Below are 24,931 nucleotides of genomic sequence, written 5' to 3'. Positions count from 1 at the left end.
GAGAGGAATATGGGAAAAGCAACTGGCTTTATGGAAATTAAGCGTGAAGAAGCCCAAGAACGGGATCCAATCACACGCTTGAACGACTGGAAAGAATATTCTGCTCCTTTCTCAGATGAAATGATGAGCAGACAAGGGGCCCGCTGTATGGATTGCGGTACCCCGTTCTGCCACATTGGGATGGAGATAGGGGCAGCTACATCTGGATGTCCGGTTTATAATCTTATTCCAGAGTGGAATGATCTAGTATATAAAGGGATGTGGAAAGAGGCTTTAGAGCGTCTATTAAAAACAAACAATTTCCCGGAATTTACAGGGCGTGTATGTCCTGCTCCATGTGAAGGATCTTGTACCGTTGCGATTTCAGATCCAGCGGTAGCAATTAAAAATATCGAACAAGCAATAATTGATAAAGGTTTTGAAAATGGCTGGATTACGCCCCGTATTCCAAAAGAACGTTCAGGTAAGACAGTTGCAATTATTGGTTCTGGCCCTGCTGGTATGGCAAGTGCAGACCAATTAAATCAAGCAGGGCATACCGTCACCGTTTATGAACGATCTGACCGTGCAGGTGGTTTATTAACTTACGGTATTCCAAATATGAAACTGGAAAAACATGTGGTACAACGTCGAATTGATTTATTGGAAAAAGAAGGCGTTACGTTCAAAACCAATACAGAAGTCGGCGTAGATGTTTCGCCACAGGAATTAAAGGAACAGTATGACGCTGTCATTCTTTGTACCGGTGCTCAGAAACAACGCGACCTAGTCATTGAAGGGCGCAATTCTGAAGGGGTTCATTATGCAATGGACTATTTAACCACATCGACTAAAAGTTTACTAGATTCAAACTTTGAAGATGGGAACTATATTGATGCTAAGGATAAGGATGTTATTGTGATTGGTGGTGGTGATACAGGGGCGGACTGTATTGCTACGGCATTACGTCAAGGCTGTAACAGCGTCGTGCAGTTCGGTAAGCACCCACAACTGCCACTAGCACGTACATCTGAAAATATGTGGCCAGAATATCCATTTGTGTTTGGGCTTGAGTATGCACATAAAGAGGCAAAAGCTAAGTTTGGGGAAGATATTCGTCAATATTCGATCCAAACAAAGAAATTCGTTGCAGATGAAAAAGGGAAATTAAAAGAATTGCATACCGTTGAAATGAAAAAAGTAAGAGATGAAAATGGTATGTTTGTCTACGAGGAAATTCCAGGCACTGAAAAAGTATGGCCTGCACAACTCGTCTTCATTGCGATTGGTTTTGAAGGACCAGAACAGCCATTATTAAAACAATTCGGTGTTCATACATCGAATCGTAAAGTAGAAGCTGAATATGGTGATTTCGCAACCAATGTCGATGGCGTGTTTGCTGCTGGAGATGCAAGAAGAGGACAAAGTCTAATTGTATGGGCAATTAATGAGGGACGTGAAGTTGCCTACGCCGTTGATGGTTATTTAATGGGGACTTCTAGCTTGCCAACTTATCAGGCGATGTAAATAGGGCAGAAAACATTTATAAAATATTGTATAGGGATGCATATCGCTTCGCGTTTAGCATCCCTATTTTTGTTGACATAATACATATAGCTTTTATCACAACACTTAGCATCATAATTAATTCTCTCATTATTAAACGAACTCCTTTTTTAAAATTTCCTTATAATTTTAACAGAACAACAACCAACTATTTTCTAGAGTACTCTATTAGTAACTGATACCCACCTTTATAAAGAGAATAAATAATATTTTCACAAATTCTAGAAACTGATCTTATTTTTAATGGTTTATAGATAGGTATACATCACTTAGACGTTAAAGCTCCTTTCTAAAATAGTAGTTACAACAACAGAAACAATAGAAACAACAGATTACATTTAAATTAAAAGTTTTTCGACATTAATTGGTTGTTTCATTTTATTATAAGTAATAGAATAGATCTATGGTATAGTAAAATTCCGAAAATTAAAATAAGGGGAAACGCAAAATGGAAAATCAAATCACAGTAGAAAAAGCGACTACGAAAAAGCCAAAACCAGAAGCAGATCAATTAGAGTTTGGTAGAAGTTTTACAGATCATATGTTTATTTTAGACTATGATGTGGAACAAGGATGGCATAATCCAAGAATCGTTCCATATCAACCGATTATACTTGATCCTGCAGCTATTGTATTTCATTATGGTCAGACCGTTTTTGAAGGGTTAAAAGCCTATATTACGAACGGTGGGGAAACACAATTATTTCGACCTCAAAAAAATATGCAACGACTTAATCGCTCGAACGAACGGATGTGTATACCGTCTATTGATGAAGAGCTAGCACTTGAAGCAATTAAAGAACTTGTGCGTATAGATAGGGAGTGGATTCCGACTGCTCCTGGAACGTCTCTTTATATACGTCCATTTGTCATTTCAACCGAACCATACTTAGGTGTTGCACCTTCCAAGAAGTATCAGTTTATCGTTATTTTATCTCCTGTAGGAGCTTATTATAAAGAAGGAATTAATCCAGTAAAAATTGCTGTAGAGACAGAATTTGCTCGTACGGTCAAAGGTGGAACAGGTGAAGCGAAAACAGCTGGGAATTATGCATCAAGTTTAAAAGCACAAGAATTGGTTGCAAAAGAAGGTTATGCGCAAGTCCTTTGGTTAGATGGATTAGAAAAGAAATATATTGAAGAAGTAGGAAGCATGAATGTATTTTTTAAAATAAATGGAGAAGTAGTTACACCAGAGCTTAATGGCAGTATTTTAGAAGGGGTAACTCGAAACTCGGTAATTCGATTATTGGACCATTGGGGAATCCCACATAGTGAACGAAAAATTTCGATGGACGAAATTTATCAAGCGTATCAGAATGGAGAGTTAGAAGAAGCATTTGGGGCTGGAACGGCAGCTGTTATTTCACCAATTGGAGAATTAGCATGGAAAGGTGAAAAGCTAGAAATTAATCAAGGTGAAACAGGTCCAATATCAAAAAAAATATATGACACATTAACAGGAATACAATATGGAACAGAAGACGATCCATTTGGATGGACAGTGACCGTGTCATAATAGTAACATTTTAGGAATGAAGCACTCTACTAGTAGAGTGCTTCATTTACGTTTAATCTCTTCTATTTTTTTAAATGTCGCATTTGATAGAAACTCCGACGTAACTTTTATGTGAGTTATCCTTTTCCTGATTTTAATTAAATGCTGTACAACCGCTTCGGTAGAATACTCCGCTTTCCATGGGCACGGCCTCAGCTAACTTGGTAAAGAAACCCACTTTACCAAGTGGATCTTCGGCTCGCGCTGTTCCCATAGGAGTCTACGTATTCTACCTACGCTATTTGTGTTTTTCTGATTAATGATAGTTATTCAACATAAAAATTTGATATATGATTTTTATTACGAAATTCAAAAAGCATACGTTCAGCGAGGGAATACACGGAGACTCCTGTGGGAGGAATGGCCTAGATGAGACCCCACAGTGAGGGACGAACGAGGAGGCTCATCAGCCACCCACGGAAAGCGGAGTGTATTTTCGTAGCGGCTGACTAGCACTCATCTTTTAAAGGATGATTAGGAAATCATTTAAAAGTTACATCGGAGTCTATATTTTTTGTGTCAAAAATGTAAAAAAACTATTACGATAAAGGTGGGAAATATACATGAGATTAAGTATTCTTGATCAATCACCCATCACATATGGGCAAACGCCACAACAAGCACTTCAGTCATCCTTGGCTTTAGCGCAATTAGGAGAAGCACTCGGCTATACACGATATTGGATTGCTGAGCATCATGGAATGGATGGGTTGGCTAGCTCAGTACCAGAGGTCATGCTCAGTTATATTGGAGCCAATACGTCACAAATCAGAATTGGTGCGGGTGCTGTGTTGCTACCACACTATAAACCATATAAAGTTGCAGAAATTTATAATATGTTGGCAACCCTTTTTCCTGAACGAATTGATGTAGGCATAGGTAGAGCGCCGGGAGGTTCTGCGGAAGCATCCATTGCATTATCAGGTAATTTCTTAGAAAATGTGAAAAAATATCCTGATTTAATCGAAGAATTACTGCACTTTATTCATCATAATTTTCCTAAAGACCATTTTTATTCAAAGACAAAGGCTGCTCCAATACCAACGGAAGCCCCATCAGCTTGGATACTCGGTACGAGTGAAAAAAGTACGAAACTTGCTTCAAAAAATGGATTGGGGTATGTATTTGGCCATTTTATGAGTGATGAAGAGTCATCGACGATCACACAAACCTATGTGGATGATTTTGTTCCGAGTAACTCATTTGACAAACCATATGTGATTGTCACGGTTTCGGTTATATGTACCGAGACAAATCAAACTGCTGAAAAATTAGCACGCTATCATGAATATTGGAAATTACGAGGACAGAACAATAAGCCACTACCTAGTCTTAATGAATTGAAAAAGATGGACTATACAACAGAAGAAAAACAAGAAATAAGCAAAATTAGGGAGAAGATGGTTGTCGGTGACCCTAAGCTGGTGAGTGAAAAGCTAAATGAAATAAAACGGAACTACAGGGCAGATGAAATGATGATCGTTACAATCACCCATAATGACGAATATCGTAGACAATCCTACCAATTAATAGCAGATGAAATGTTGGCAAATTAATACAAAGTTCTGTACTGTCTAATACTTCCAACGTATGATTTATTCCTTTTATCAAATTATATGAAAGGAGAGTTTTCCATAAGAGAGCCTAAGTAAAAAGGGAGTGTTAAATAAGTTGGCAAAAAAACAGAAGCAGGGGCTTGTTATTTTGGCGATAGGTTCGATTCCATTAATCATGACCCTTGGCAACTCCATGTTAATACCAATTTTGCCGAAAATGGAATCTGAACTTGATCTAAGTTCGTTTCAAGTTAGTTTAACGATCACGATCTTTTCTGTTATTGCTGCCATATTTATTCCCATTTTAGGTTACTTCTCTGATCGCTTTTCTAGAAAAGTAATCATTGTCCCTTGCCTTGTGCTATATGGACTTGGGGGATTGTTGGCAGGAATGGCGTCCGCATGGTTTAGTGCTGCCTATGGTTGGATTCTAGTTGGCAGAGCTTTACAAGGGCTAGGTGCGGCTGGAACAGCACCAATAGCGATGGCTTTAACAGGTGATTTGTTCAAGGGCGGCGAGCGTAGCAAAGTGTTAGGTTTAGTCGAGGCATCCAATGGGTTTGGTAAAGTATTGTCCCCAGTAGTTGGTTCGTTATTGGCACTATTAGTCTGGCACGGTCCGTTTTGGGGGTTTCCAGTTTTTTGTCTGGTATCCGTTTTGTTAACAGCTATATACGTAAAAGAGAAAAAGAAGAAAAAATCGCCACCACCTGTCGGTCAATACATCAAAGGATTGTTTTCCGTTTTTAAACATGAGGGAAGATGGCTTTTTACTGCCTACTTGGCAGGTGCTACGTGTTTATTTACTTTATTTGGTGTGTTGTTTTATATATCCGATGAATTGGAAAAAGAGCATGGCTTTGATGGGGTGGTGAAGGGACTTATTTTAGCAATCCCATTACTTTTTATGATGTCTACGTCGTTAACAACTGGAAGTAAGATTGGAAAAAATTTAAAAAGAATGAAGCGACTTATTGTTCTTGGATTATTTATGATGACGGCTTCGTTTGCCTCATTGGTATTTTTTGAGAATTTGATTCCGTTTTTCTCAGTGTTAGTGGTTAGCAGTATTGGGACTGGTCTCGTACTTCCTTGTTTAAATAGTCTTATTACCGGGTCTGTCGGTAAGGCGCGAAGAGGGTTCGTGACATCACTGTACGGTTCTGTTCGCTTCCTTGGTGTTGCTGCTGGACCACCAATATATGGTTGGTTGATGGGGGTGTCACGGGCATGGATGTTTTTTAGTACAGCTGGTCTAACGTTGTTAGTTGCCTTGTTATGTTTAATGTTAATCCAAGTAAAACAGGCACAAGCACAATCAGATCAAGCAGCAAATACATTATTTAAAAAACTACAAACAACATCAGAATAAGTAGGAGGCTTTAAGATTACCATGCAAATTTATTTTTCACCAGAATTTCTAAAAGAAGATGCGCAAGTACTTAATATTGTCGATGATAAAGATAACGCGGTCGGTTACATGGCATTTTTAATGGAAAAAGAAAAAATGTATGTGTATGGTCAACTGCAAGAAGAAGGTGTTTTGGAAGACTTTAAAGATTTGGTCAAACCATATTTAAAAGGATTAACGAAATTAAAGCCAGATTTGGAAGTGTATTCTTACTTATCAACTGGTGGACAGAAAGTAGAAATTGACACAGAAAGTGAGTAACACATTTTATTATATAGGTGAATATCATATCCTAGCTCGGTAAATGGGAGGTTAGGATATGGAACTATTTTGGCAGCTATTTGAGTTTCATCATCTCATCGTATTGTTCTTTGGGTTGTTATTAGGAATTATTGTAGGTGCTATGCCTGGCTTAACACCTACAATGGGTGTGGCGTTAACAATCCCTTTTACCTTTTCGATGGGGCCAACAGAAGGCTTAGTTATATTAGGTGGTATTTATTGTGGAAGTGTTTATGGAGGTTCCATACCAGCCATCTTATTTAATGTTCCAGGGGCACCAGCTTCTGTGGCAACAACGTTTGATGGTTATCCAATGACGCAAAAAGGGGAGGCAAGGAAGGCGCTTGAAGTTAGTACGATTGCATCTGTTATTGGCGGTTTAATAGGAATGAGTTTATTGCTTTTTTTTGCACCAATTGTTGCCGATTTTTCTTTGCGCTTTGGACCTTCGCAAAGTTTTTGGATCGCCATTTTTGGGTTAACCGTCATTGCTGCAATCTCTGAAGGATCGATTATGAAAAATTTGATTGGTGGTTGTATCGGTCTATCCTTAGCTTTTATCGGGATCCATACTGTTACTGGAACAGCTCGCTTTACTTTTGGCATGGAAAGCCTTGTCGGGGGATTGCATGTTGTTTCTGTCTTGATCGGACTTTTTGCATTTCCGCAGGCATTAAAGCTAATTGAAAGTCTTTCATCCGTCAAGGATCGTCGCCCGCTGTTGTATAAGATTAAAAAGTCATCCATTCAATCATCTTTTTCTGATATTGTAAAAAAGCCAAAGGCAATTACGATTGGTAGTGCGATGGGATCTTTTATTGGTATGATTCCAGGTGCTGGAGGTAATATTGCAAGCATTCTATCGTATAACGAAGTAAAAAGATTTAGTGAAAATAAAAAAGACTTTGGTAAAGGCAACAAATATGGTGTGATTGCATCAGAAAGTGCTAATAATTCAATGGTTGGTGGCTCACTAATTCCATTGTTAACGCTAGGTATTCCAGGTTCACCGACAGCTGCCATTTTTTTAGGTGGATTACTTATTCATGGGATTTGGCCTGGTAAAACCTTATTTGTTGATAATGCACCAGTAGCATATACGTTCATCTATAGCATGATAGCCGCACAAGTTTTGTTGCTTTTTCTAGGTTTAGTATTAATAAAATATTTTACGAAGTTAACACAAATTCCTGCTTACATTATGGCACCTGTAATCCTTTCATTTTCCATCATTGGTGCGTATACGATGCAGAATAATGTGTTTGATATTTATACAGTTGTTATACTTGGTATTTTCATGTTTATCATGGATAAATTTAAATTTGCTCCTGCACCAATTGCATTGGGTTTTATTCTAGGTCCGATCGCAGAAGAAGGATTGCTACATGGTTTGCAAGTAGGGGCATCCCAAGGGTCAATTGTATCTTATTTTTTCACTGGCGGGATCAACATCATCCTTTATGGTCTCGTTATTGTGACGGTGCTCCTATCCGTTTTCCAAGCATTAAAAGACAAACGAGAAACAAAGACACCAATCCTAAAAAGGGTTGCTATCTCTAATTTTATTAAATTACAGGCAGTCGTTTATTTGGTTGCAACAATTGTTTGCTTAACTGTAATTGTCTGGATACAAGGTTCACCTTTGGAACATAGAATCTTTCCCCAAATTACCTTTGGCATTTTAGCCTTGTTAACGATGATGGAATGGTGTAAAGCAATGACATCGGGGACCGATGAAAGGCGACAATTAGTCAAGAAACAAACACTTCCATTGATTATCTTTGTTTCGCTAATCAGTTTATTAACCAATGTGATTGGCTTTTATTCTCAAGTGTTTCTATTAATGCTAGCGGTTCCTTTTTATGTCGTGTATGTACAAAAAAATACCGACATCAAGTTATTGAAAGTAATTGCAGTGTCGATTTGCTTCACCTTATTTTTATACATTGTCTTTTCATTAATTGTAAAAGTACCTCTGCCATTAACGACATTGATTTTTTAAAAGGGGTTATAGGTTTAGTTTTTCATTTTGGAAAACATTCATTAGCAAATACTAAAGGAGTGCAAACCGATTTTTGGTTTTGAACACTCCTTTTTTGTGTATAACATTCTAATGAGTTTGATAAACAGTATGGGCAATTTTTTACAGAAGACTGTGATTATTCCATGGTCCCAAGGCACAATATGTTATTATTAAACTATATAAGAAGTGGATGTAAATGAAGTCTTCGCGTGTTAAATAAGAATAGAGCGGAGGGGGAAGATTGATTTATGTTATTATTTCGGTTTCGTTATTGATTTCAACACTTGTATCGGTCCTAATATTAAAGAAAAGTGGACATAAAATGGTCAGTATGCTATCTGCTTTTTGTCTAAATACACTAATGTTAATAATAGCAACTTTGGGCCTATACAGCATCAATGATGAAGCAAGAGCTATTGGTTTTGGGCATTCAGGTCTTTATATGTTGATAGTTACTATTCCTATAGTAACTTGGATAAATTTTATCATTCTTCAATTTGTGAAACGTATAAGTTAGCTAGTATGGCAGTTGTCTTTTGTTGAACAATTGTGATATTAAAAAATTTTAAAACGAAAAAATAAGATAATTGTCTAATAGGATGATAAAGAAAAGGTATAAAATCTTATATAAAAATACAAACATAGTTTTAAATAACTGAATTTTTTGTTAAGTTAGTGCTATGTGAATAAAGATCACGAGGAGGATGTTTATGGATATCTGTCCAATATGTAAAAGTGATGATGTAGAAAAAACATATTCCATTGGCTTACGCGTCCTAGTCTGTGTCATTCTTTTATTCGTACCATTTGGTATTTTCTTTTGTTGGATACCTTTTGTATTCCCTTATAGGCATGTTTGTCATGTGTGCGGAACTGATCTATCATCAGATCAGTTGTTACGAATGGATTGGCGTGAAAAAGAAGAATTATTAAAAGAACATCAACATTTAGAAGAAATGGTATCCCCATTTTTAGGAAAATGGGTAAAAGATCAAGAAGAGGGAATTTTTAAAGTAGCGAAAGGAAAAGGTCAAATTTTTCTTGTTGAGATTCAAGGTGTTAGGAAAGTGACGACCTACAGAGTGGTTGCATATAACGAGCAAAACAACGTTCCAGAGATAAAGGTTTCTCCTAAGGTGGGAGCGAAATTTCGGCATGTCATCAAAGAAGCCGGTGATTTTATTTCATTTGATGATGAAACCGAATATACAAACGAACCATCTCTCACTGAGTTAGGGAAAGAACTTCTGACAGAAGATGAATTTAACCATATCATAGACAGCGATCTTGATATCGATGACTGGTTGAAGAACCTTTGTATGGACCAACAAAAAATAAAGATTGATATTTTAGCTGAATAATAAATTGGAAGAGTCGTCCATTTTGTAAATTAGATAAACGTGTTATTACATTTATATGAGATTTGCTTTGGTGTTGTAACGGTACAACGTTTCCTAAGAATGTGGAGATAGTCGAAAATTCAGCAAGTATGGTGAAACGTTTGGTTATCCTTGTTCGTAAAAATATAATGAAAGAGGAGGGGTAATAGATGAGTCAAAATCAAGAACCTGCTGAAAGAAAGCGGGAAAGAATTAGACAAGAAGAACGGAAAGGAAATCCTTCAAGTAGTATTCATGGCGGAGGTTTGCCAGATTTAGTAGGTGGTATAGGCTGGAAAGGTACTGGAATACTTGTTCTTTTCTTAATAGTAGGATTTATCGTCTATGCCGTATTCTTTAACTAAAAACAGGGCTGATTTTTCACTATAGGTATATCCACTCTTTGGTTAAAACGGTTTCTTATGTACTAAAGGGGTAGGAGAGGATAGGGTGGGGTGATATGGACATATTGGAGTATTTCGTATTATTTGTATTTATTATTACATTGTTTATCGAATCAAATAAATTCGTAAAAAATATTAAGAGATCAGAAGGAGAAGAAGAAATAAGACAAGTAGTTGTTCCTTATTTTCTTTTCATCATACTATTTGTGTCATTTATTTTTGTGCTTTTTAATTAGGATAAAGAAAAGAGTACCAGGTGTTATAAGATTTGAAAAAAGAGCCATCCTATAATGACTCCGATTGACCAAACACTGTTATAGGAAAGAGCACTAGATAGCGCTCTCCCCCTATTCATTTTCAATCACATCTATTGATTTTAACAGTTCGGTGTACAGTTCACTTCTTGATTGGAACTCATCAAGCACTTCCTGTCTGTTCATCACTAACATATCTGCTCCTGCCTGTTCCATTTCATCAAGAAAGTCTTCGTCTGCTAACAGCTTGGAAAATGCTTCCTGTAATTTCTCGATAATTTCATCTGGTGTACCTTCTCTTGCAGCAATCCCTCGGTCTGTGCTCATGATTACTTCGGGATAACCTAGCTCAGTAAATGTAGGGATGTCTGGTGCAAAAGAATGACGTTCTTCTGTTGCGATGGCGAGTGGCTTCACTTCATCACCTAAGCGGTAAACGTCTGATAAATTGCCTGCTAATACATCCGTGTGCCCTCCTAACATGGATGCTATTGCCTCGGATGATCCTTGAAATGCAACATCTTCCACATCGATATCTGCTGCATTTTCTAATAATAATATGGCAAGGTGTTGCCCGACGTATTTTCCTGCATTGCCAATCGTTAAGCCATCTGGATTTTGTCTCGCTTCATCAATAAGATCATCTAAACTCTCAATTGAACTATCTTGATTTACAGCAAAAACAGTAGGATCCCCTCCCCAGTTGACAATAGGTTCAAATGTGTCGAGCGAATAGGACGTATCGTTCACAAGTGGTTGTGTGATGATATGCGGAAGGTTATATGCTGCTAATGTATATCCATCCGGATTAGCTGTTGCAAATTGATTCCAACCAACCTGCCCTCCACCACCAGGTTTATTGACAATTACTAGTTCTTGATCCAAATATTCATTTGCATACTTGGAGATGATCCGAGCTTGTGTATCAGTTGCTGCACCTGGCGAAAATGCCACGATTAGTTCAATGCTTTTGCTCGGATATGAGTCAGTATCAGAATTGGAACAACTAACTAGTAATAATAAACTACACATGGTGAAAAAAGCTAGTTGTAAAGTATTTTTCAATTCTTCTTCACACACCTTTCGACAAAATAGTGAGACAATATGCGCGTTGTCTCCATTTCCTTACAGTGAAGAATATGCACGGGTAACATGTTTTAAATGTTGTCCTACCAATTATTTTTTTCGACCTAAAAGTGGAAAACTATGGATTTGTAGTTTCAGTCGGTAGACGATGTCAACAAGTCTAGTTGATATCGATTGGGAAATAAGTGCTTGAATCACAATTTGCCAATTGATAATTGATGCCGTTAAGATGAAAATCGTGCCATTTAATAGGAATAGTGGTTTGCCTGGTGCAATTTGTTTGTAATTAGCAATAATTAATGCTAGTACCCCCATACCACCGTTTGAGACTTGTTGCCGCAATAAAATGCCTACTCCAATACCAAGTGTTACTGAGCCAAACAATAGATCAAGCCACACATTCGAATAATGGCGGAAAAGGTCATCACTAAATAAATGGACGCTCACCGATGTCATGGTGATGGCATACATCGTCCCGATCGCACTAGAATTTCCTAACCAAAAAATAGCAGCAACCAGTAGGGAAAAGTTAACTGCCCAAAGTGCGATACTTAACGGTATATGAAACCAGAAATTTAAAAGTACAGCTATTCCAGCTGCACCACCAGAAGGGATGGAGTGAGGAAATAAAAAAATAGCCATCGCCATCCCTTGAATAAAAGCACCGCATGTTATGAAACTATACGAAATGATGTAATTTTTCATGTGCGTACTCCAGTTCAGTTATTTTTTTTATGAATGTAATGACTTTCATATAACTTTTCTCCTCTAGATAGTTAATTATGTATGCCTTGTCCATTCATTTTATTTATTAAATGTGGGATTTATGTATAAGTAAAGATTGGTGATTGATTTTTCAGAATTTTGCAGTTGACATGAAAGGGATTCTAAAGCATAATTATGTTAATCAAATGTATATGTGTATAGTTATGATAAGGGCCAGTAAATTGTGGAGTGCGATAGAGAGGGGAATTCATCGGCTGAAAGATTCCCTCGTTATGAACCAATTGAACCTACCCTTTGAACTTGTTAGGCGAACAACCTAACCGTTAACCACGTTACGGTTCTGAGAGGGTATTGGATCATATACCAATACTAATCAAGGTGGTACCGCGGAAGTTAGACTCTTTTCCGTCCTTTGTTTTAAAGGACGGGAAGGGTCTTTTTTGTATACAAAGAACACAAATTTTATTTGGCAGAAGGCGTGAGTGAAGTGGCAAAAAAAAGAATTGTCGTCAAAATAGGTAGTAGTTCATTAACAAACCGAAAAGGGGGGCTCAGTAAAGAAAAATTAAATGCGCATGCCGCATCTCTAGCACATTTAAAACAGAAGGGCTATGAAGTAATCTTAATTTCATCTGGGGCAGTTTCAGCTGGTTTTGGCCAATTAGGATATCCGACGCGTCCAGTAACAGTAGCCGGTAAGCAAGCAGCAGCAGCTGTTGGGCAAGGACTTTTAATTCAAGCGTATACCGATTTCTTTGCGTCAAAACAGATTGCTACTTCTCAACTGTTACTAACAAGAGACAATTTTGCGAATAAAGAACAGTATAGTAATGTTTATTCCACCTTAACAGAGTTGCTTAAACGTAATGTGGTCCCAATTATTAATGAAAATGATACAGTTGCAGTAAATGAATTAACTTTCGGCGATAATGATATGTTATCCGCATTAGTAAGTGGATTAGTCAATGCGGATTTTTTAATTATTTTAACTGATGTTAATGGACTCTATGAATACAACCCTCATACAAAGGAATTTGGAGACCGGTTTGATTATGTATCTACCATAACAAATAAACTATTTGAACAAACTAATGGGGAGACGAAGTCCAAGTTTGGAACTGGTGGTATGAAGTCCAAATTATTAGCAGCACAAACAGCACAATCGTTAGGGATAAACGTTTTTATTGGTACTGGAAAAGGGGAAGAAAAATTACTCTCTATCGTGAATGGTCAAGGGGATGGAACATATATAGGTGAAATGAATCATAAAAGTGTTCGCAAACAAAGGCAATGGATTGCTTTTCATTCAAAAATCACTGGAAAGATCATGATTGATGATGGAGCAGAGAAAGCTCTTCTATTGGAAGGGAGAAGTTTACTCCCTGCTGGTGTGATCGCAATTAAAGGAAACTTTGATGCAGGTGATGTTGTAGAAATTTATAATAAGAAACGGCAAGTGATCGCCAAAGGTCAAGTAAGTTATTCATCGAAAGAATTACATGACATTAAAGGAATGTCTAGTGACCTTGCGATGCCGATGACGAATCGTACTAAACCTGAAGTTATTCATCGAGATAATTTAGTTCTATCATTTAAGGAGGTTTATTATTCATGAATGAATTGTTAATAAAAGGAAAAAAGGTAAAAGATGCTTCCATTAAAATGGGAAAATTGACAACAGAACAAAAAAATCAAGCATTGCTAGCAATTGCTACACAATTAACAGAGCAAATTCCATTTATTGAAGAAAACAATCAATTAGACATTGAAAATGCCAAGCAAAAAGGATTTCATGATTCGCTTATCGATCGATTGGTTTTAAATGAACAACGGATTCATGATATGGCAGATGCACTTAGACAGTTAACAGAGCTAGCCGACCCTGTTGGTGAAAAACTAGAAAGTTGGCAACGCCCTAACGGCATAAATATCGAAAAAGTCAGAGTGCCAATTGGTGTTGTGGGAATGATTTATGAAGCACGACCAAATGTCACGATTGACGCAGCAAGTCTTTGTTTAAAAACAGGGAATGCGGTTTTGTTACGAGGAAGTTCTTCTGCTTTAGAAACGAACAAGGCATTAGTTGAAGTTATCCATCAAGCATTAGAAAAGACGGATTTACCAGTAGATGCGGTACAACTTGTTGAAGATACAAGTCGTGAAACAGCAGCTAAAATGTTTAAATTAAATGACTACTTGGATGTTTTAATTCCAAGAGGTGGAAAAAAATTAATTGAAACCGTTGTTGCCCAATCTTCAGTTCCTGTTTTGGAAACTGGTGCAGGTAATTGCCACGTCTATATCGATGAAACAGCAGATCCAAATATGGCAATTGAGATCGCGGTTAATGCCAAAACACAACGTCCATCAGTCTGTAATGCTGCGGAAACAATTGTTGTTAACCAAACATGGGCGAATGATCATTTGCAACAATTGGTACAACAGCTACAAGAAAACGATGTTGAAATACGTGCAGATGAAGCTGCAAGGTCCTTGTTGGAAGAAAATACAGAAATTAAGACAGCGACAGAAGAGGACTGGGAAACGGAATTCCTAGATAAAATTGTTGCGCTAAAAACGGTTAATAGTTTACAAGGGGCAATTGATCATATTCGCAATTATAGTTCCAAACACTCTGAAGCGATTATTTCCGAAAACGATGAAAGTGTCACCGAGTTTTTTAACTCGATCGATGCTGCAGCGCTTTACCATAATGCTTCCACACGATTTACTGATGGATTTGAATTTGGATTTGGAGCTGAAATTGGCATTAGTACGCAAAAACTACATGCAAGAGGTCCAATGGGATTACCAGCACTTACCTCAACAAAATATATTGTACATGGTACTGGTCAAATTAAATAAACAAGTAAGAGGGCGATGGTTACTGCTTCCGATGTGAGAAAGCAAGGAAGTGTAAGAACCGTCGCTTATGGCTTCCATGATTTCATTAATTTATTGATAATTATAAATTTTTTATCATTAAATGTTTTCTAATAGGAATGATTGTGGTAATATGAGTCTAATCATTTTATAAGTAGGAAGGAAATGCGTAATGAGTACTAAGTTAAGTCCGATCGAAATCAAAGACATCATCATTGCCAATCAAATGTTGAAAGACGTTGTGATCCGAACGCCTATTCAAAAAGATACGATCTTATCAGAAAAATATAATTGTAATGTTTATTTAAAAAGAGAAGATTTACAAGTTGTTCGATCGTTTAAAATTAGAGGTGCTTACAACTTGATGCAAAGTCTCTCAAAAGAAGAATTAGAAAATGGTGTTGTTTGTGCGAGTGCAGGAAATCATGCTCAAGGTGTTGCATATTCGTGTAAGGCATTAGGTGTAAAAGGTACGATTTTCATGCCGACAACAACACCACGACAAAAAGTATCACGCGTTGAATTTTTTGGTGGACCGTTTGTTGACATCGTCTTAACAGGTGATACATTTGATGATTCTTTCTATGCGGCGAAGGCATTTTGTGATGAACATGATGCAGAGTTTATTCATCCATTTGATGATTATCGAACGATCACAGGGCAAGGAACAATTGGGGTTGAAATTATTGATGGTATGGAAGAACCGATTTCCCATATTTTCATGAGTGTTGGTGGTGGTGGATTAATTTCAGGTGTAGGATCCTACATTAAAAATATTAGTCCCGATACGAAAGTGGTCGGAGTGGAGCCAGCTGGTGCAGCATCCATGCAAGCATCGCTTAATAAAGAGGAAGTTGTTCCATTAGATCATGTGGACAAATTTGTCGATGGGGCTAGTGTGAAAAGAGTAGGGGATTTAACGTTTGAAATTGCAAATGAGGTTATCGATGATATGGTAGCTGTCCCTGAAGGTAAAGTATGTACCACCATGTTAGACTTATATAATGAAAATGCGATTGTAGCTGAACCAGCAGGAGCTTTACCTGTTTCTGCGCTAGATTATTATAAAGATGAGATTAAAGGAAAAAATGTTGTTTGCGTAGTTAGTGGTGGAAACAACGATATTGATCGCATGCAGGACATTAAAGAACGTTCCATGATTTTTGAAGGGTATAAGCATTATTTCATTGTTAATTTTCCGCAAAGGGCTGGTGCTTTAAGAGAGTTTATGGATAAAGTACTCGGAAAGACAGATGATATCACACGGTTTGAATACACAAAGAAAAATAACCGTGACAAAGGCCCCGTGTTAGTTGGAATTGAATTAAAGCATAAGCAGGATTACGAACCATTAATTGAACGAATGGAGCAGAATGGCTTTACCTATACGGAAATCAACAAAGATCAAAAATTATTTAATTTATTAATCTGATTAAAAAAACCGGTATCACTTTTTGGTGGTGATACCGGTTTTTTGATACGTTTACTATTTATTATTTCTCACTTTGCATGAAATTCTTCGAAAGCTGTATGGAAAAGGAGAGTGAAATGTTTTTGTAGAATACTACATGTTTCTTATGTAATAGGGGAAATTAGGAATGTAGAAGTTACATAAAGGGGCGTCATGTATGTTGTCTAAAAGGCACTTACTATTTAATATCGTGTTAATTACTCTTCCGTGGATTTCCACATTATTTATTGATAAACGTTCTTTTAAACGGTATTCACTGGCTGCAACTAGTATTGTGCTTTTAGAATTAGTCTATCAAGTAATTGGGCAAAAGCGTAATTGGTGGATATTTTACGATCGTCCAAAATCATTTATTTTATGAAACATGTTTTTCCGTTTGCGGTCGGACCATATATGCCAATGTCTATGTGGTTACTTAAATTATCCTACGGGAATTTTATTAAATTTTTACTATTAAACGCAATTGGAAACTTCTTATTCGCATTTCCAGGAATGCAATTTCTAAAAAAAATAAACATAGCAAAATTGGGGCGATTGAGTGCCATACAATTTTTTCTTTACCTCTTTCATAAAGCATTTTTTCTCTACGGCATACAATACTTACTTGAGAAAAAGAAACAAACTGAGTAGAGGTGACACAACGATTACGGGTAGGATTGGATTCGAGTTGTTTTTCACGGTGCAAACGACCGTTAGCCTACCACTTCTAAACATGAAATGAAACGGAGAGGATTAAGTGGGAGCAAATTTTAATTGGTTTAGACTAACACTGAAGCGAAGTCTCATTTTATTACAGAAACAAAAAGGATTAGAGAAGTTATCTCTAATCCTTTCATAATAGGGTATTACCTATGTTGCTATAAGGTTATTTATTCTACTACAAGTGTTGATACCATTTCTGAGTGTCCATCTCCACATGGAATGGAACAACGAATGGTATATTCACCAGCTTCTAAACTTGCTGTTGTAGAGCCATCACCTTCTACTGTAACATCTGTATCATCGATTTGAATCCCATGATACCCTTCTTCATTAGTTAAGTTAAAGGTAATATCACCTGCAGAAGTCGTGTATGTTTCCTGATCAAATTCCCAGTTTGTTGCATCAATATCAACAGTATTAGCAGCTGCATCGCCACCAGTACTTTCATCGCTAGTATTATCTTCTCCGCCACCACAAGCAGCTAATACAAGCATTAACATCGATAACACTGTTACAAATAGAATTTTTTTCATTTTATATTCCTCCTAAAAATGTTTTAAAAATTTGTACTATATTTAGTATACCAACTTTATAAATCTTTTGGTTTGATAAATATCACACTTAACCAACAATTATTATTTTTTTAATGATCCATTATTGATACTCTGATTGATCGGTAAAAAGTAACTGTAATAAATAAAGAAGCACACATGCAGCAAGGGCTAAAGAACCCCAACCAAGTGTTTTTTGCTCTACAATTAAGTAATTGTTACATATTTGATCATCTGCACCAATATAAATCCATGCCATTAATATTAACATAGAGATAAAGTAAATAAAAAGAATATCCTTTCCGATCGCATGTAGTTTTTTCCAACTATCACGCAAAGGAATACCTGCTAAGAAAGGTAAGCTGATAAACTTAAACATCTCGACGCTTTGAAGGGTTAGTGCTTCATCCATAGCCCGAGGAACCATCCAATAACTCCAAATAATCACAAAAAGTAGGATACCCGGTATACCATTACTATTCCATTTCTCAAAAAAAGAAGAGAATCGAGTAATGACATAGCGCCCCATCAAAAAACCAGAAAATACGAGCAATGGCATTTGCATATGCATATGAATAATCATAATCGATTCTAATAAATTAGCAACAGGAGGAAGGATTAAAAAAATATAGAGGATTAATCCATAAATTGCTTGTTTCATTTGGTATCCTCCGTTTCTCCAAGATAGTCTAGAACCGTTTCGGATGCTTCTTGAATCTTCGTATAATCCATTACTTCCAATAGACGACCATTTTGGCCAATTAAATAGAAGGCACTATTATGTTGGAAATTACCGTTATTATCTGGGATGACGACGACACCGAGTGTATCTAACATTCTATTTAATTCATCTTGCTGATTTACCCGAGCCATTCGCCATGTTTCGCCATCACTGTCAAAGTATGTTCTATATTTTGCAAGTACCTCCGGTGTATCTCTAGTTGGATCAAAACTAATACTTAAAAAAACAATGTCTTCTCCAATATATTTTTCTGGGATACTTTGGTAAACATCTGCCATATTAAATTCTAATTGGGGACAGACTGTACCGCAGTTTGTATACATAAAGGTAATAAATACATATTTTCCATCTGCAAATTCGTTAAAAGAGTAGGTTCGTTCATTACTATCTTCAAGTGTTACAGGAGGAAAACTAGGTTGGTTCTGCATGAGTTGATAAGATCTAGCGCTTTCGGTTGTAAATGCTTGAAACCCATCGGTTCCAATAAAGAAAATCACAACTCCAAACAGAAGCACAAGACTTATAGCGATTAAATTTTGTTTGTTTTGTATCATCTTGCACACTTCCTTAACAGGTATACAAATTTAGTTGATAGATAATGTTCAATGGAAAGGTAACTGATATGGCAAATGTTACCTTTCCAATAATTTTACCATGTTTTAATTGGTGGTGATCCTGGGGGGGCATTCATGATCATATCAGCGATCGGCACCACATAGGCCATTGCGACAACTGCAAGCAATAGAACGATCCATAATCCCCAACGTTCTGTCCACATTGGTGCTGGTTCTTCTCCTTCTTCAGGTTCAGCAACAGGAAATTCTGTGTGTCCCTTTGGTGCGAAGAACATCATGTTGAACACGGCATAAACTTGGATGATTACCGCAATCATTAGGAATGTTGCTCCAATCCCAAAGATTAATTCATACGACATCCAGCTAGCTGCAATTTCGTGACCTCCATAGGAAGTATCGGAAGTTCGTCTTGGATCACCGAAAAGTCCAGCAATATGCATGGAACCTGCCATGATTGTCATACCAATTGTCCAGATGATTGTTTGAATTACTCCAATTTTACTCATTTTTGGTGTTAGTACACGTTTTGCTAGATAAGGAATTAACCAATAACAAATACCGAAAAAGGTCATTACAACCGACATACCTACGGTTACGTGGAAGTGTCCAACAACCCACATCGTATTATGAATAACTTGGTTTAATTGGTTACTAGTATTAACAATACCACCAGCACCACCAGGGATAAAGCTGATCATTGCTATCATCGGTGCTAAGAAACGGACATCTCCCCATGGTAATTTTTTCAACCAACCAAATAGACCTTTACCGCCAAGTTTTCTACCAGTACGTTCAAACACTGCAAACATAGCGAATGCTGTCATCAAGGAAGGTACTGCAATAGCTAAACTCATAAACACGTGTAAATATTTGATTGGGATCGAAATCGCCGGGTCAATAATTTGATGGTGGAATCCACCAGGGATATTCAAGATAACGAGTAAAATGACAACAAGTCGAATTAATTTTTCTTTAAAGTGATGGCCTCCAATAATTTTCGGTACAATCACATACCATGCTGACGTTGCAACCAAATACCAAATATTTACTAATGTATGGCCAAACCACCAGAACAACGTACGTCCAACCATGACATTCGTTGTTTCAATTATGCCCATCGACCAAGGGATTAGCGTTAATACTTCAATTGTTACACCAACGCTGGCGAATAACCATAGTACAAACACACCCATAGCGAAGAAAGCTAAGATTGGTGTTGGTTGGCCAGGATGATTTTTTCTCCAGTGACGATAGTTAATGAATACCCCAAAGCAACATGACCAAATGCCCAATACGACAAAAACTAAACCAATATAAAAGACAGGGTGTGCTGCAAGTGGTGGGTAAAATGTATATAAGACCGATGCTTCATTTAATATAATCATTGTTGCAACCATCACAACACCGATAATCATTAAGCCAAAACCAATCCATGCTAGCTTACGAACTTTAGCTAACAGCCCACCAAATGAATGGGAAAGGTTCGCGTATTGATAGCCGATCGTAAACGTTGCTGTAAATACTAACAATAATAATACACCGTGTGCGGTTAAAACTTGATAGTAATTTAACCATGATGGTAGCTGCATTAACCCCGCACGCTCTAAACCTTGTAATAAACCTAAAATGCCGCCAATTAATAAAGAGACAAATGAGACGGATAAATAGGCAAGTGCTACTTTTGCATCGTCAGGATTAACCCCTAAAATCTTTTTAGGATTTTGACGAATCGTTTCTTTTAATGGTTGTTCCATTTAACTTTACCTCCTTTACTTAACCGTAATTGTCGTACTCATGGCTTGATGACCTACACCACAGTACTCATTACAGATAATTAGATATTCACCGGGCTCATCAAAAGTATGTGAGATCTTTTGAATATGTCCTGGCATTACCATTGCATTAATATTGGTACCAGGTAATTGAAAACCATGCGTTACATCCATAGCTGTCATAGTAAATGTTACTTTTGCTCCTGCTGGCACCTCAATATTTGAAGGATTGAAGGCGAATGATTGTAATGTCATCACAACTTCATATTCGTTATCTCCGATTTTTTTTACACCAGGGTCATCGAATGGTGCTGTTTCTTCTACTTTTTGCGGATCAATCGTTTCTGCATGACTGGGAGGTCCCATACCAAGTGAGAATGTTTGATACCCAACAATTGCCATAAAAATAATTAAAATACCCACGCTTACTGTCATCCAAATTTCTTCTAATCGATGCATCGTTTTCCCTCCTTAAATTCTATCCATATATAGCCAAAATACGCCTACCCACATTACGACAATGACCGCTGCCACAACACCAACGGAAAACATTGTACCTTTTAATGACTTTTCTTCTTTATTTTGGGTTGGTTGCATACAATTTTTACCTCCTTTAGTTATCTTAGGTTCATTTTATCCATAAAAAAAAGACATGGTAGTGAGACATATCACATACTGAAATGACTTATATCACTACCATGTTGAGAAAGTATATTTAATTGAATGTTTAATTAAAAATAAAGTGGCCCCTTCGTATAAACTGTATTATACGACATAACTTTTTTAAGTTTTCCTTACATTCTGATTGAAATGACTGTTATACCATCGCTGCGGCAGAATACTCCGCTTTCCATGGGCACGGCTTCAGCTAACTTGGTAAAGAAGACCACTTTACCAAGTGGATCTTCAGCTCGTGCTGTTCCCATAGGACAAGGAAGGCTTCGTCAGCGATACATCGCACGAAGAAAATCGGTCTTTATTTTCGAGGAGTCTCCGTATTCTGCCTTCGCTGTTATAGTTTTCTGATTAGTGATAGATGTATACTAAATAATCTCAAAGACTACAAATTTACTACAGGTTTGTATTACAACATAGCAATTAATAAGAAATGCACAACAAAACTTCAAAGTACTGGAAAAAGCGTAGTGTATTTCCGCAGCACTGTTCAGCACTAACTGACTTTATTAAGAATGGACGGAAATCATGTGCAGTTATGTCGTATAATACGGCAAATGCGACAAAATTTTGAGATACAATTACATGAGGCACAGTATTAAAACATGTTAACTGATGCACAAGTTTATCGGGGCTGCGATGGTTATGAAGTGGGTGGTAAACGGAGGAGTGGGATCGGGACTTAGGTCGGAGGGGGTTATGTATGAAGGAAGACATGTGTCCTCACTTCAGCTTGCGATTTGTTTCATTGGTTCGACAAGATGGGCATCTAGAATCATTATTTTTGATGCATGTCTGAAATGTTCTCGGTAGGTCGTGACTAGATCATGATAAAATCCTTTAAGCAGATTAACATAATCGATCATTTCTTGAGAAAAAATACCTGAGCGGTTGTATAAGATATTTTCATATTTTTTAACTAACTGTTTTGCCTTTTTTATCACTTTCTGCGCTTGTCGGATTTTATATATTTCATCCAACTCTTGCAAAAAATTTACAATATCCTGTTTTAATGCCTGTTTTAGTTTGGCGTTAATATGTTCGTGGCTTATTAGTGTTCCATGAAAAATAAATTGATTTAACATAATGATATCTGAATGAACTGGTTTATTTAAGAAATAAAAATAGATTCGTAGTGTGTTAAACGCATCATACATTGGATTGTGTGGCTCTCCTGCAAACTCCAAGTCGTATAGTTTTAACGCATTTTCAACAGACATATTTTGTTTTGATACTCTTGTTGAGAAAACGTGTTGAAAATCAACGTATCTAGATTGGATCTTTGTAATCGTAGCAGGTGCTACCTGATTTATTTTTGCATCATGAATTAATCTAGTCATGTCACTTTTCGACCATGAAAAGAACCGAGATTTTTTTACGCCACCAATCCATGTTAAAAAGTCAGAAAATACTTGTTTGAAATTTTTGGCCTCTTTAAGGTCTTCATCGGTAATACCAGTTAATTGTTTACAAAAGTTGCTTAATGGTTGTTTGTTTTGTGGGCGTATAAATGCATCAAAATAACTGATTTGTTTCGTTTTTAAATCGTATTTAACTGCCCCGAGTCGGATTGCTTCCATTTCTTCAAAAGCCATACCTCGATTGGAGCATAGCATTTCAAAGTCAAAGAATATAAAATATTTCAATTCTGCCAAGATTTCACCTCCTTAAACAGAACTATTATAAAATATTTCTATTGATAAGAGAACAAGTAATCATTTCCAATACGTCTGTGTAATTTATCCTCATATATCAATCTCGTAGAAGGATCTATATTTGGTCATAGGAAATAAAGGATGAAACTATTTCCTGGGCAAGCGCAATAATAGACACAAAATATTCTGAAAATGTCGATTTGTGTAAAGTGTTGTAGTAGATTTAGGGTGAACGTAAAATGCGAATAAAGCACTATTTTTTGCTCATAATATCACTATGTTGTTAGGTGTATTTTTATCCCGGTGAATCATCCGTAAGACTCTCGTTTCAAAACATGATAGGAAAGAAAATATTTAAGTGGGAGTAAACGTTCGCTTACATCCGATTGGTTCTGACTAACACTTATCGGTGGAGGAACAAAAATCCCGACTGAATGAAGTTTCACTTTATAAGGAAGGGTTAAATATGACAATATTTAGACTTGGGTATGTAGCGATGAGCGTCCATGTACAAAATAGCTCACCATCTAAAACGATGACATATAAAACATTTCAACAACATGATGATCGAGAGGCGGCTATTAGGAAATTAGAAAGAATTGCCCAAACAAATATACAAAACTGTCTGCGACTATTGAAACATAATAAAGCTAATGATATTTCATTTTTTCGATTGAGTTCCAGATTGATACCTTTAGCAACCCATGAAGAATTAAACGACTGGGATTATATCAGTCCACTTCAAAACGATTTATTAGCTTTAGGTACATATGCCGCTAGCCACCAGATGAGAGTTGATTTCCATCCAGATCACTTTGTTGTGTTAAATTCACCTAAAACGGATGTTGTGAAAAGTGCTGTCCATAATTTGAAATACCACTATCAGTTACTAAAAGCGATGGGAATCAACCCGCAACATCGATGTGTATTACATGTTGGAGGAAGTTATGGCAATAAGTCTGAAGCATTGGAACGGTTTGTAGAAAATTGGGGGAGAGTTCCTAGAGCGATACAAGATATGATCATTCTTGAAAATGATGATAAAACATACAATATGGAGGATGTGCTCTACTTATCAGAAAAATTAAATGTACCACATGTTTTTGATATCCATCATCATCAAGCAAATCATGTGGATGCTAATTGGAGTACGAACTGGGATCGAGTTGTTCAGACATGGGAAAATTCGCCCTTACCGATTAAAGTCCACTTTTCCAGTCCGAAAAGTGACAAGCAATTTCGTCATCATGCAGATTTAGTGGAACCACAGATGTTTTTAGATTTTGCTGAACATGTTAATGGAAGCGTGGAGCAAGTCGATTGTATGATTGAAGCAAAAAAGAAAGACGAAGCATTATTTCAATTAGTAAATGATTTAAAAGATCATCCAGCAATCGAGTGGGTGAATCAAAGTGCATTTCGATTAAAAAGTTGAAATACATCATTATTTATGTTACATGCTTGTGTTCAAAATGAAATAACGCCAACTTTAGTGCACGTTAGAGAAAGAAATGGATCGTCAAATTATTGATGGCGGTCCTTTTCTTCTTATATTTTAATTTCCAAATGCGTGGTCTAACTCCACCGTCTTTAGACGGTATCAGCTTTTAGCCCTATCTTTTGATGTCCATACTTAAGTTATGAGGTGAATAAAAGTATGGACGGATATAAGAAGAACAGT

The 24,931-nt window shown here is 36.8% G+C and carries 23 protein-coding genes and 1 other annotated feature; of the genes, 14 read left to right on the top strand and 9 right to left on the bottom strand.

Features of this window, described 5'->3' with window-relative positions:
* Window positions 1–9 precede the first annotated feature (9 nt).
* The 9 genes from gltD (at window position 10) to FCI53_RS00075 (ending at window position 10,394) form a co-directional block, all read left to right on the top strand.
* Window positions 10–1,506, top strand: a complete 1,497-nt coding sequence (gene gltD, locus FCI53_RS00115; protein WP_138414601.1) for a glutamate synthase small subunit — start codon at window positions 10–12, stop codon at window positions 1,504–1,506.
* Between the two features lie 487 nt (window positions 1,507–1,993).
* Entirely contained in the window at window positions 1,994–3,064 is a 1,071-nt protein-coding gene (locus FCI53_RS00110) for a branched-chain amino acid aminotransferase (protein ID WP_138414600.1), read from the top strand.
* Window positions 3,065–3,666: 602 nt separating this feature from the next.
* Window positions 3,667–4,659 (top strand): LLM class flavin-dependent oxidoreductase, encoded by a 993-nt coding sequence (locus FCI53_RS00105; protein ID WP_138414598.1) that lies wholly within the window; start codon window positions 3,667–3,669, stop codon window positions 4,657–4,659.
* A 175-nt stretch (window positions 4,660–4,834) separates the two neighbouring features.
* Window positions 4,835–6,031, top strand: a complete 1,197-nt coding sequence (locus FCI53_RS00100; RefSeq protein WP_246049982.1) for an MFS transporter — start codon at window positions 4,835–4,837, stop codon at window positions 6,029–6,031.
* A gap of 21 nt (window positions 6,032–6,052) precedes the next feature.
* Window positions 6,053–6,331 carry a hypothetical protein gene (locus FCI53_RS00095; protein WP_138414594.1) on the top strand — a complete coding sequence of 93 codons (279 nt, stop codon included), beginning with the start codon at window positions 6,053–6,055 and terminating at the stop codon, window positions 6,329–6,331.
* 58 nt (window positions 6,332–6,389) lie between these two features.
* A complete protein-coding gene (locus tag FCI53_RS00090) occupies window positions 6,390–8,354 on the top strand; it encodes a tripartite tricarboxylate transporter permease (protein WP_138414592.1) in 1,965 nt (654 codons plus the stop codon).
* Between the two features lie 731 nt (window positions 8,355–9,085).
* Window positions 9,086–9,736 carry an LITAF-like zinc ribbon domain-containing protein gene (locus FCI53_RS00085; RefSeq protein ID WP_138414590.1) on the top strand — a complete coding sequence of 217 codons (651 nt, stop codon included), beginning with the start codon at window positions 9,086–9,088 and terminating at the stop codon, window positions 9,734–9,736.
* 188 nt (window positions 9,737–9,924) lie between these two features.
* Window positions 9,925–10,119 carry a DUF6366 family protein gene (locus FCI53_RS00080; RefSeq protein ID WP_138414588.1) on the top strand — a complete coding sequence of 65 codons (195 nt, stop codon included), beginning with the start codon at window positions 9,925–9,927 and terminating at the stop codon, window positions 10,117–10,119.
* A gap of 95 nt (window positions 10,120–10,214) precedes the next feature.
* Entirely contained in the window at window positions 10,215–10,394 is a 180-nt protein-coding gene (locus FCI53_RS00075) for a hypothetical protein (protein WP_138414586.1), read from the top strand.
* 111 nt (window positions 10,395–10,505) lie between these two features.
* Here FCI53_RS00075 and FCI53_RS00070 read toward each other — a convergent pair whose 3' ends face one another.
* Both FCI53_RS00070 and FCI53_RS00065 read right to left on the bottom strand, forming a co-directional pair.
* Entirely contained in the window at window positions 10,506–11,477 is a 972-nt protein-coding gene (locus FCI53_RS00070) for a tripartite tricarboxylate transporter substrate binding protein (protein ID WP_138414584.1), read from the bottom strand.
* A 111-nt stretch (window positions 11,478–11,588) separates the two neighbouring features.
* Entirely contained in the window at window positions 11,589–12,203 is a 615-nt protein-coding gene (locus FCI53_RS00065) for a YitT family protein (RefSeq protein ID WP_138414582.1), read from the bottom strand.
* A 215-nt stretch (window positions 12,204–12,418) separates the two neighbouring features.
* Window positions 12,419–12,640: a binding site (T-box leader), on the top strand.
* 71 nt (window positions 12,641–12,711) lie between these two features.
* On the opposite strand from FCI53_RS00065, the gene proB reads away from it, so the two are divergent.
* From proB to FCI53_RS22115, 4 genes are all read left to right on the top strand, one after another.
* Window positions 12,712–13,839 (top strand): glutamate 5-kinase, encoded by a 1,128-nt coding sequence (proB, locus tag FCI53_RS00060; RefSeq protein WP_138414580.1) that lies wholly within the window; start codon window positions 12,712–12,714, stop codon window positions 13,837–13,839.
* Complete coding sequence (locus FCI53_RS00055) at window positions 13,836–15,089, top strand: glutamate-5-semialdehyde dehydrogenase (protein WP_138414578.1); 1,254 nt, start codon at window positions 13,836–13,838, stop codon at window positions 15,087–15,089. The genes proB and FCI53_RS00055 overlap by 4 nt, the downstream gene beginning before the upstream one ends.
* Before the next feature lie 190 nt (window positions 15,090–15,279).
* Complete coding sequence (ilvA, locus tag FCI53_RS00050; RefSeq protein ID WP_138414576.1) at window positions 15,280–16,539, top strand: threonine ammonia-lyase IlvA; 1,260 nt, start codon at window positions 15,280–15,282, stop codon at window positions 16,537–16,539.
* Window positions 16,540–16,735: 196 nt separating this feature from the next.
* Window positions 16,736–16,939: a hypothetical protein gene (locus FCI53_RS22115; protein WP_342774149.1), complete on the top strand. Its 204-nt coding sequence runs from the start codon at window positions 16,736–16,738 to the stop codon at window positions 16,937–16,939.
* 508 nt (window positions 16,940–17,447) lie between these two features.
* Here FCI53_RS22115 and FCI53_RS00040 read toward each other — a convergent pair.
* The 7 genes from FCI53_RS00040 to FCI53_RS00010 form a co-directional block, all read right to left on the bottom strand.
* Window positions 17,448–17,813 (bottom strand): cupredoxin domain-containing protein, encoded by a 366-nt coding sequence (locus FCI53_RS00040; protein WP_138414575.1) that lies wholly within the window; start codon window positions 17,811–17,813, stop codon window positions 17,448–17,450.
* Between the two features lie 121 nt (window positions 17,814–17,934).
* The gene (locus tag FCI53_RS00035; protein WP_138414573.1) at window positions 17,935–18,492 is read right to left on the bottom strand and encodes a hypothetical protein; all 558 of its coding nucleotides are present in this window, start codon (window positions 18,490–18,492) and stop codon (window positions 17,935–17,937) included.
* Window positions 18,489–19,127 carry an SCO family protein gene (locus FCI53_RS00030; RefSeq protein WP_138414571.1) on the bottom strand — a complete coding sequence of 213 codons (639 nt, stop codon included), beginning with the start codon at window positions 19,125–19,127 and terminating at the stop codon, window positions 18,489–18,491. Before FCI53_RS00030 ends, FCI53_RS00035 begins: the two co-directional genes overlap by 4 nt.
* A gap of 95 nt (window positions 19,128–19,222) precedes the next feature.
* On the bottom strand, window positions 19,223–20,902 hold the full coding sequence (locus FCI53_RS00025) for a cbb3-type cytochrome c oxidase subunit I (protein ID WP_138414569.1): 1,680 nt from the start codon (window positions 20,900–20,902) through the stop codon (window positions 19,223–19,225).
* Between the two features lie 15 nt (window positions 20,903–20,917).
* Entirely contained in the window at window positions 20,918–21,379 is a 462-nt protein-coding gene (locus tag FCI53_RS00020) for a cytochrome c oxidase subunit II (protein WP_138414568.1), read from the bottom strand.
* 12 nt (window positions 21,380–21,391) lie between these two features.
* Window positions 21,392–21,517 carry a cytochrome c oxidase subunit 2A gene (locus FCI53_RS00015; protein WP_138414566.1) on the bottom strand — a complete coding sequence of 42 codons (126 nt, stop codon included), beginning with the start codon at window positions 21,515–21,517 and terminating at the stop codon, window positions 21,392–21,394.
* 806 nt (window positions 21,518–22,323) lie between these two features.
* On the bottom strand, window positions 22,324–23,250 hold the full coding sequence (locus FCI53_RS00010) for a 3'-5' exonuclease (protein WP_138414564.1): 927 nt from the start codon (window positions 23,248–23,250) through the stop codon (window positions 22,324–22,326).
* Between the two features lie 466 nt (window positions 23,251–23,716).
* On the opposite strand from FCI53_RS00010, the gene uvsE reads away from it, so the two are divergent.
* Complete coding sequence (gene uvsE / locus FCI53_RS00005; protein ID WP_138414562.1) at window positions 23,717–24,685, top strand: UV DNA damage repair endonuclease UvsE; 969 nt, start codon at window positions 23,717–23,719, stop codon at window positions 24,683–24,685.
* The last annotated feature ends 246 nt before the right edge of the window (window positions 24,686–24,931 follow it).

The organism is Aquibacillus sediminis (assembly GCF_005870085.1).
Taxonomy (GTDB): Bacteria; Bacillota; Bacilli; order Bacillales; family Amphibacillaceae; genus Aquibacillus_E; species Aquibacillus_E sediminis.
Note: the sequence above shows the minus strand (reverse complement) of the source record. Positions and strands in the feature narration are given on the sequence as shown.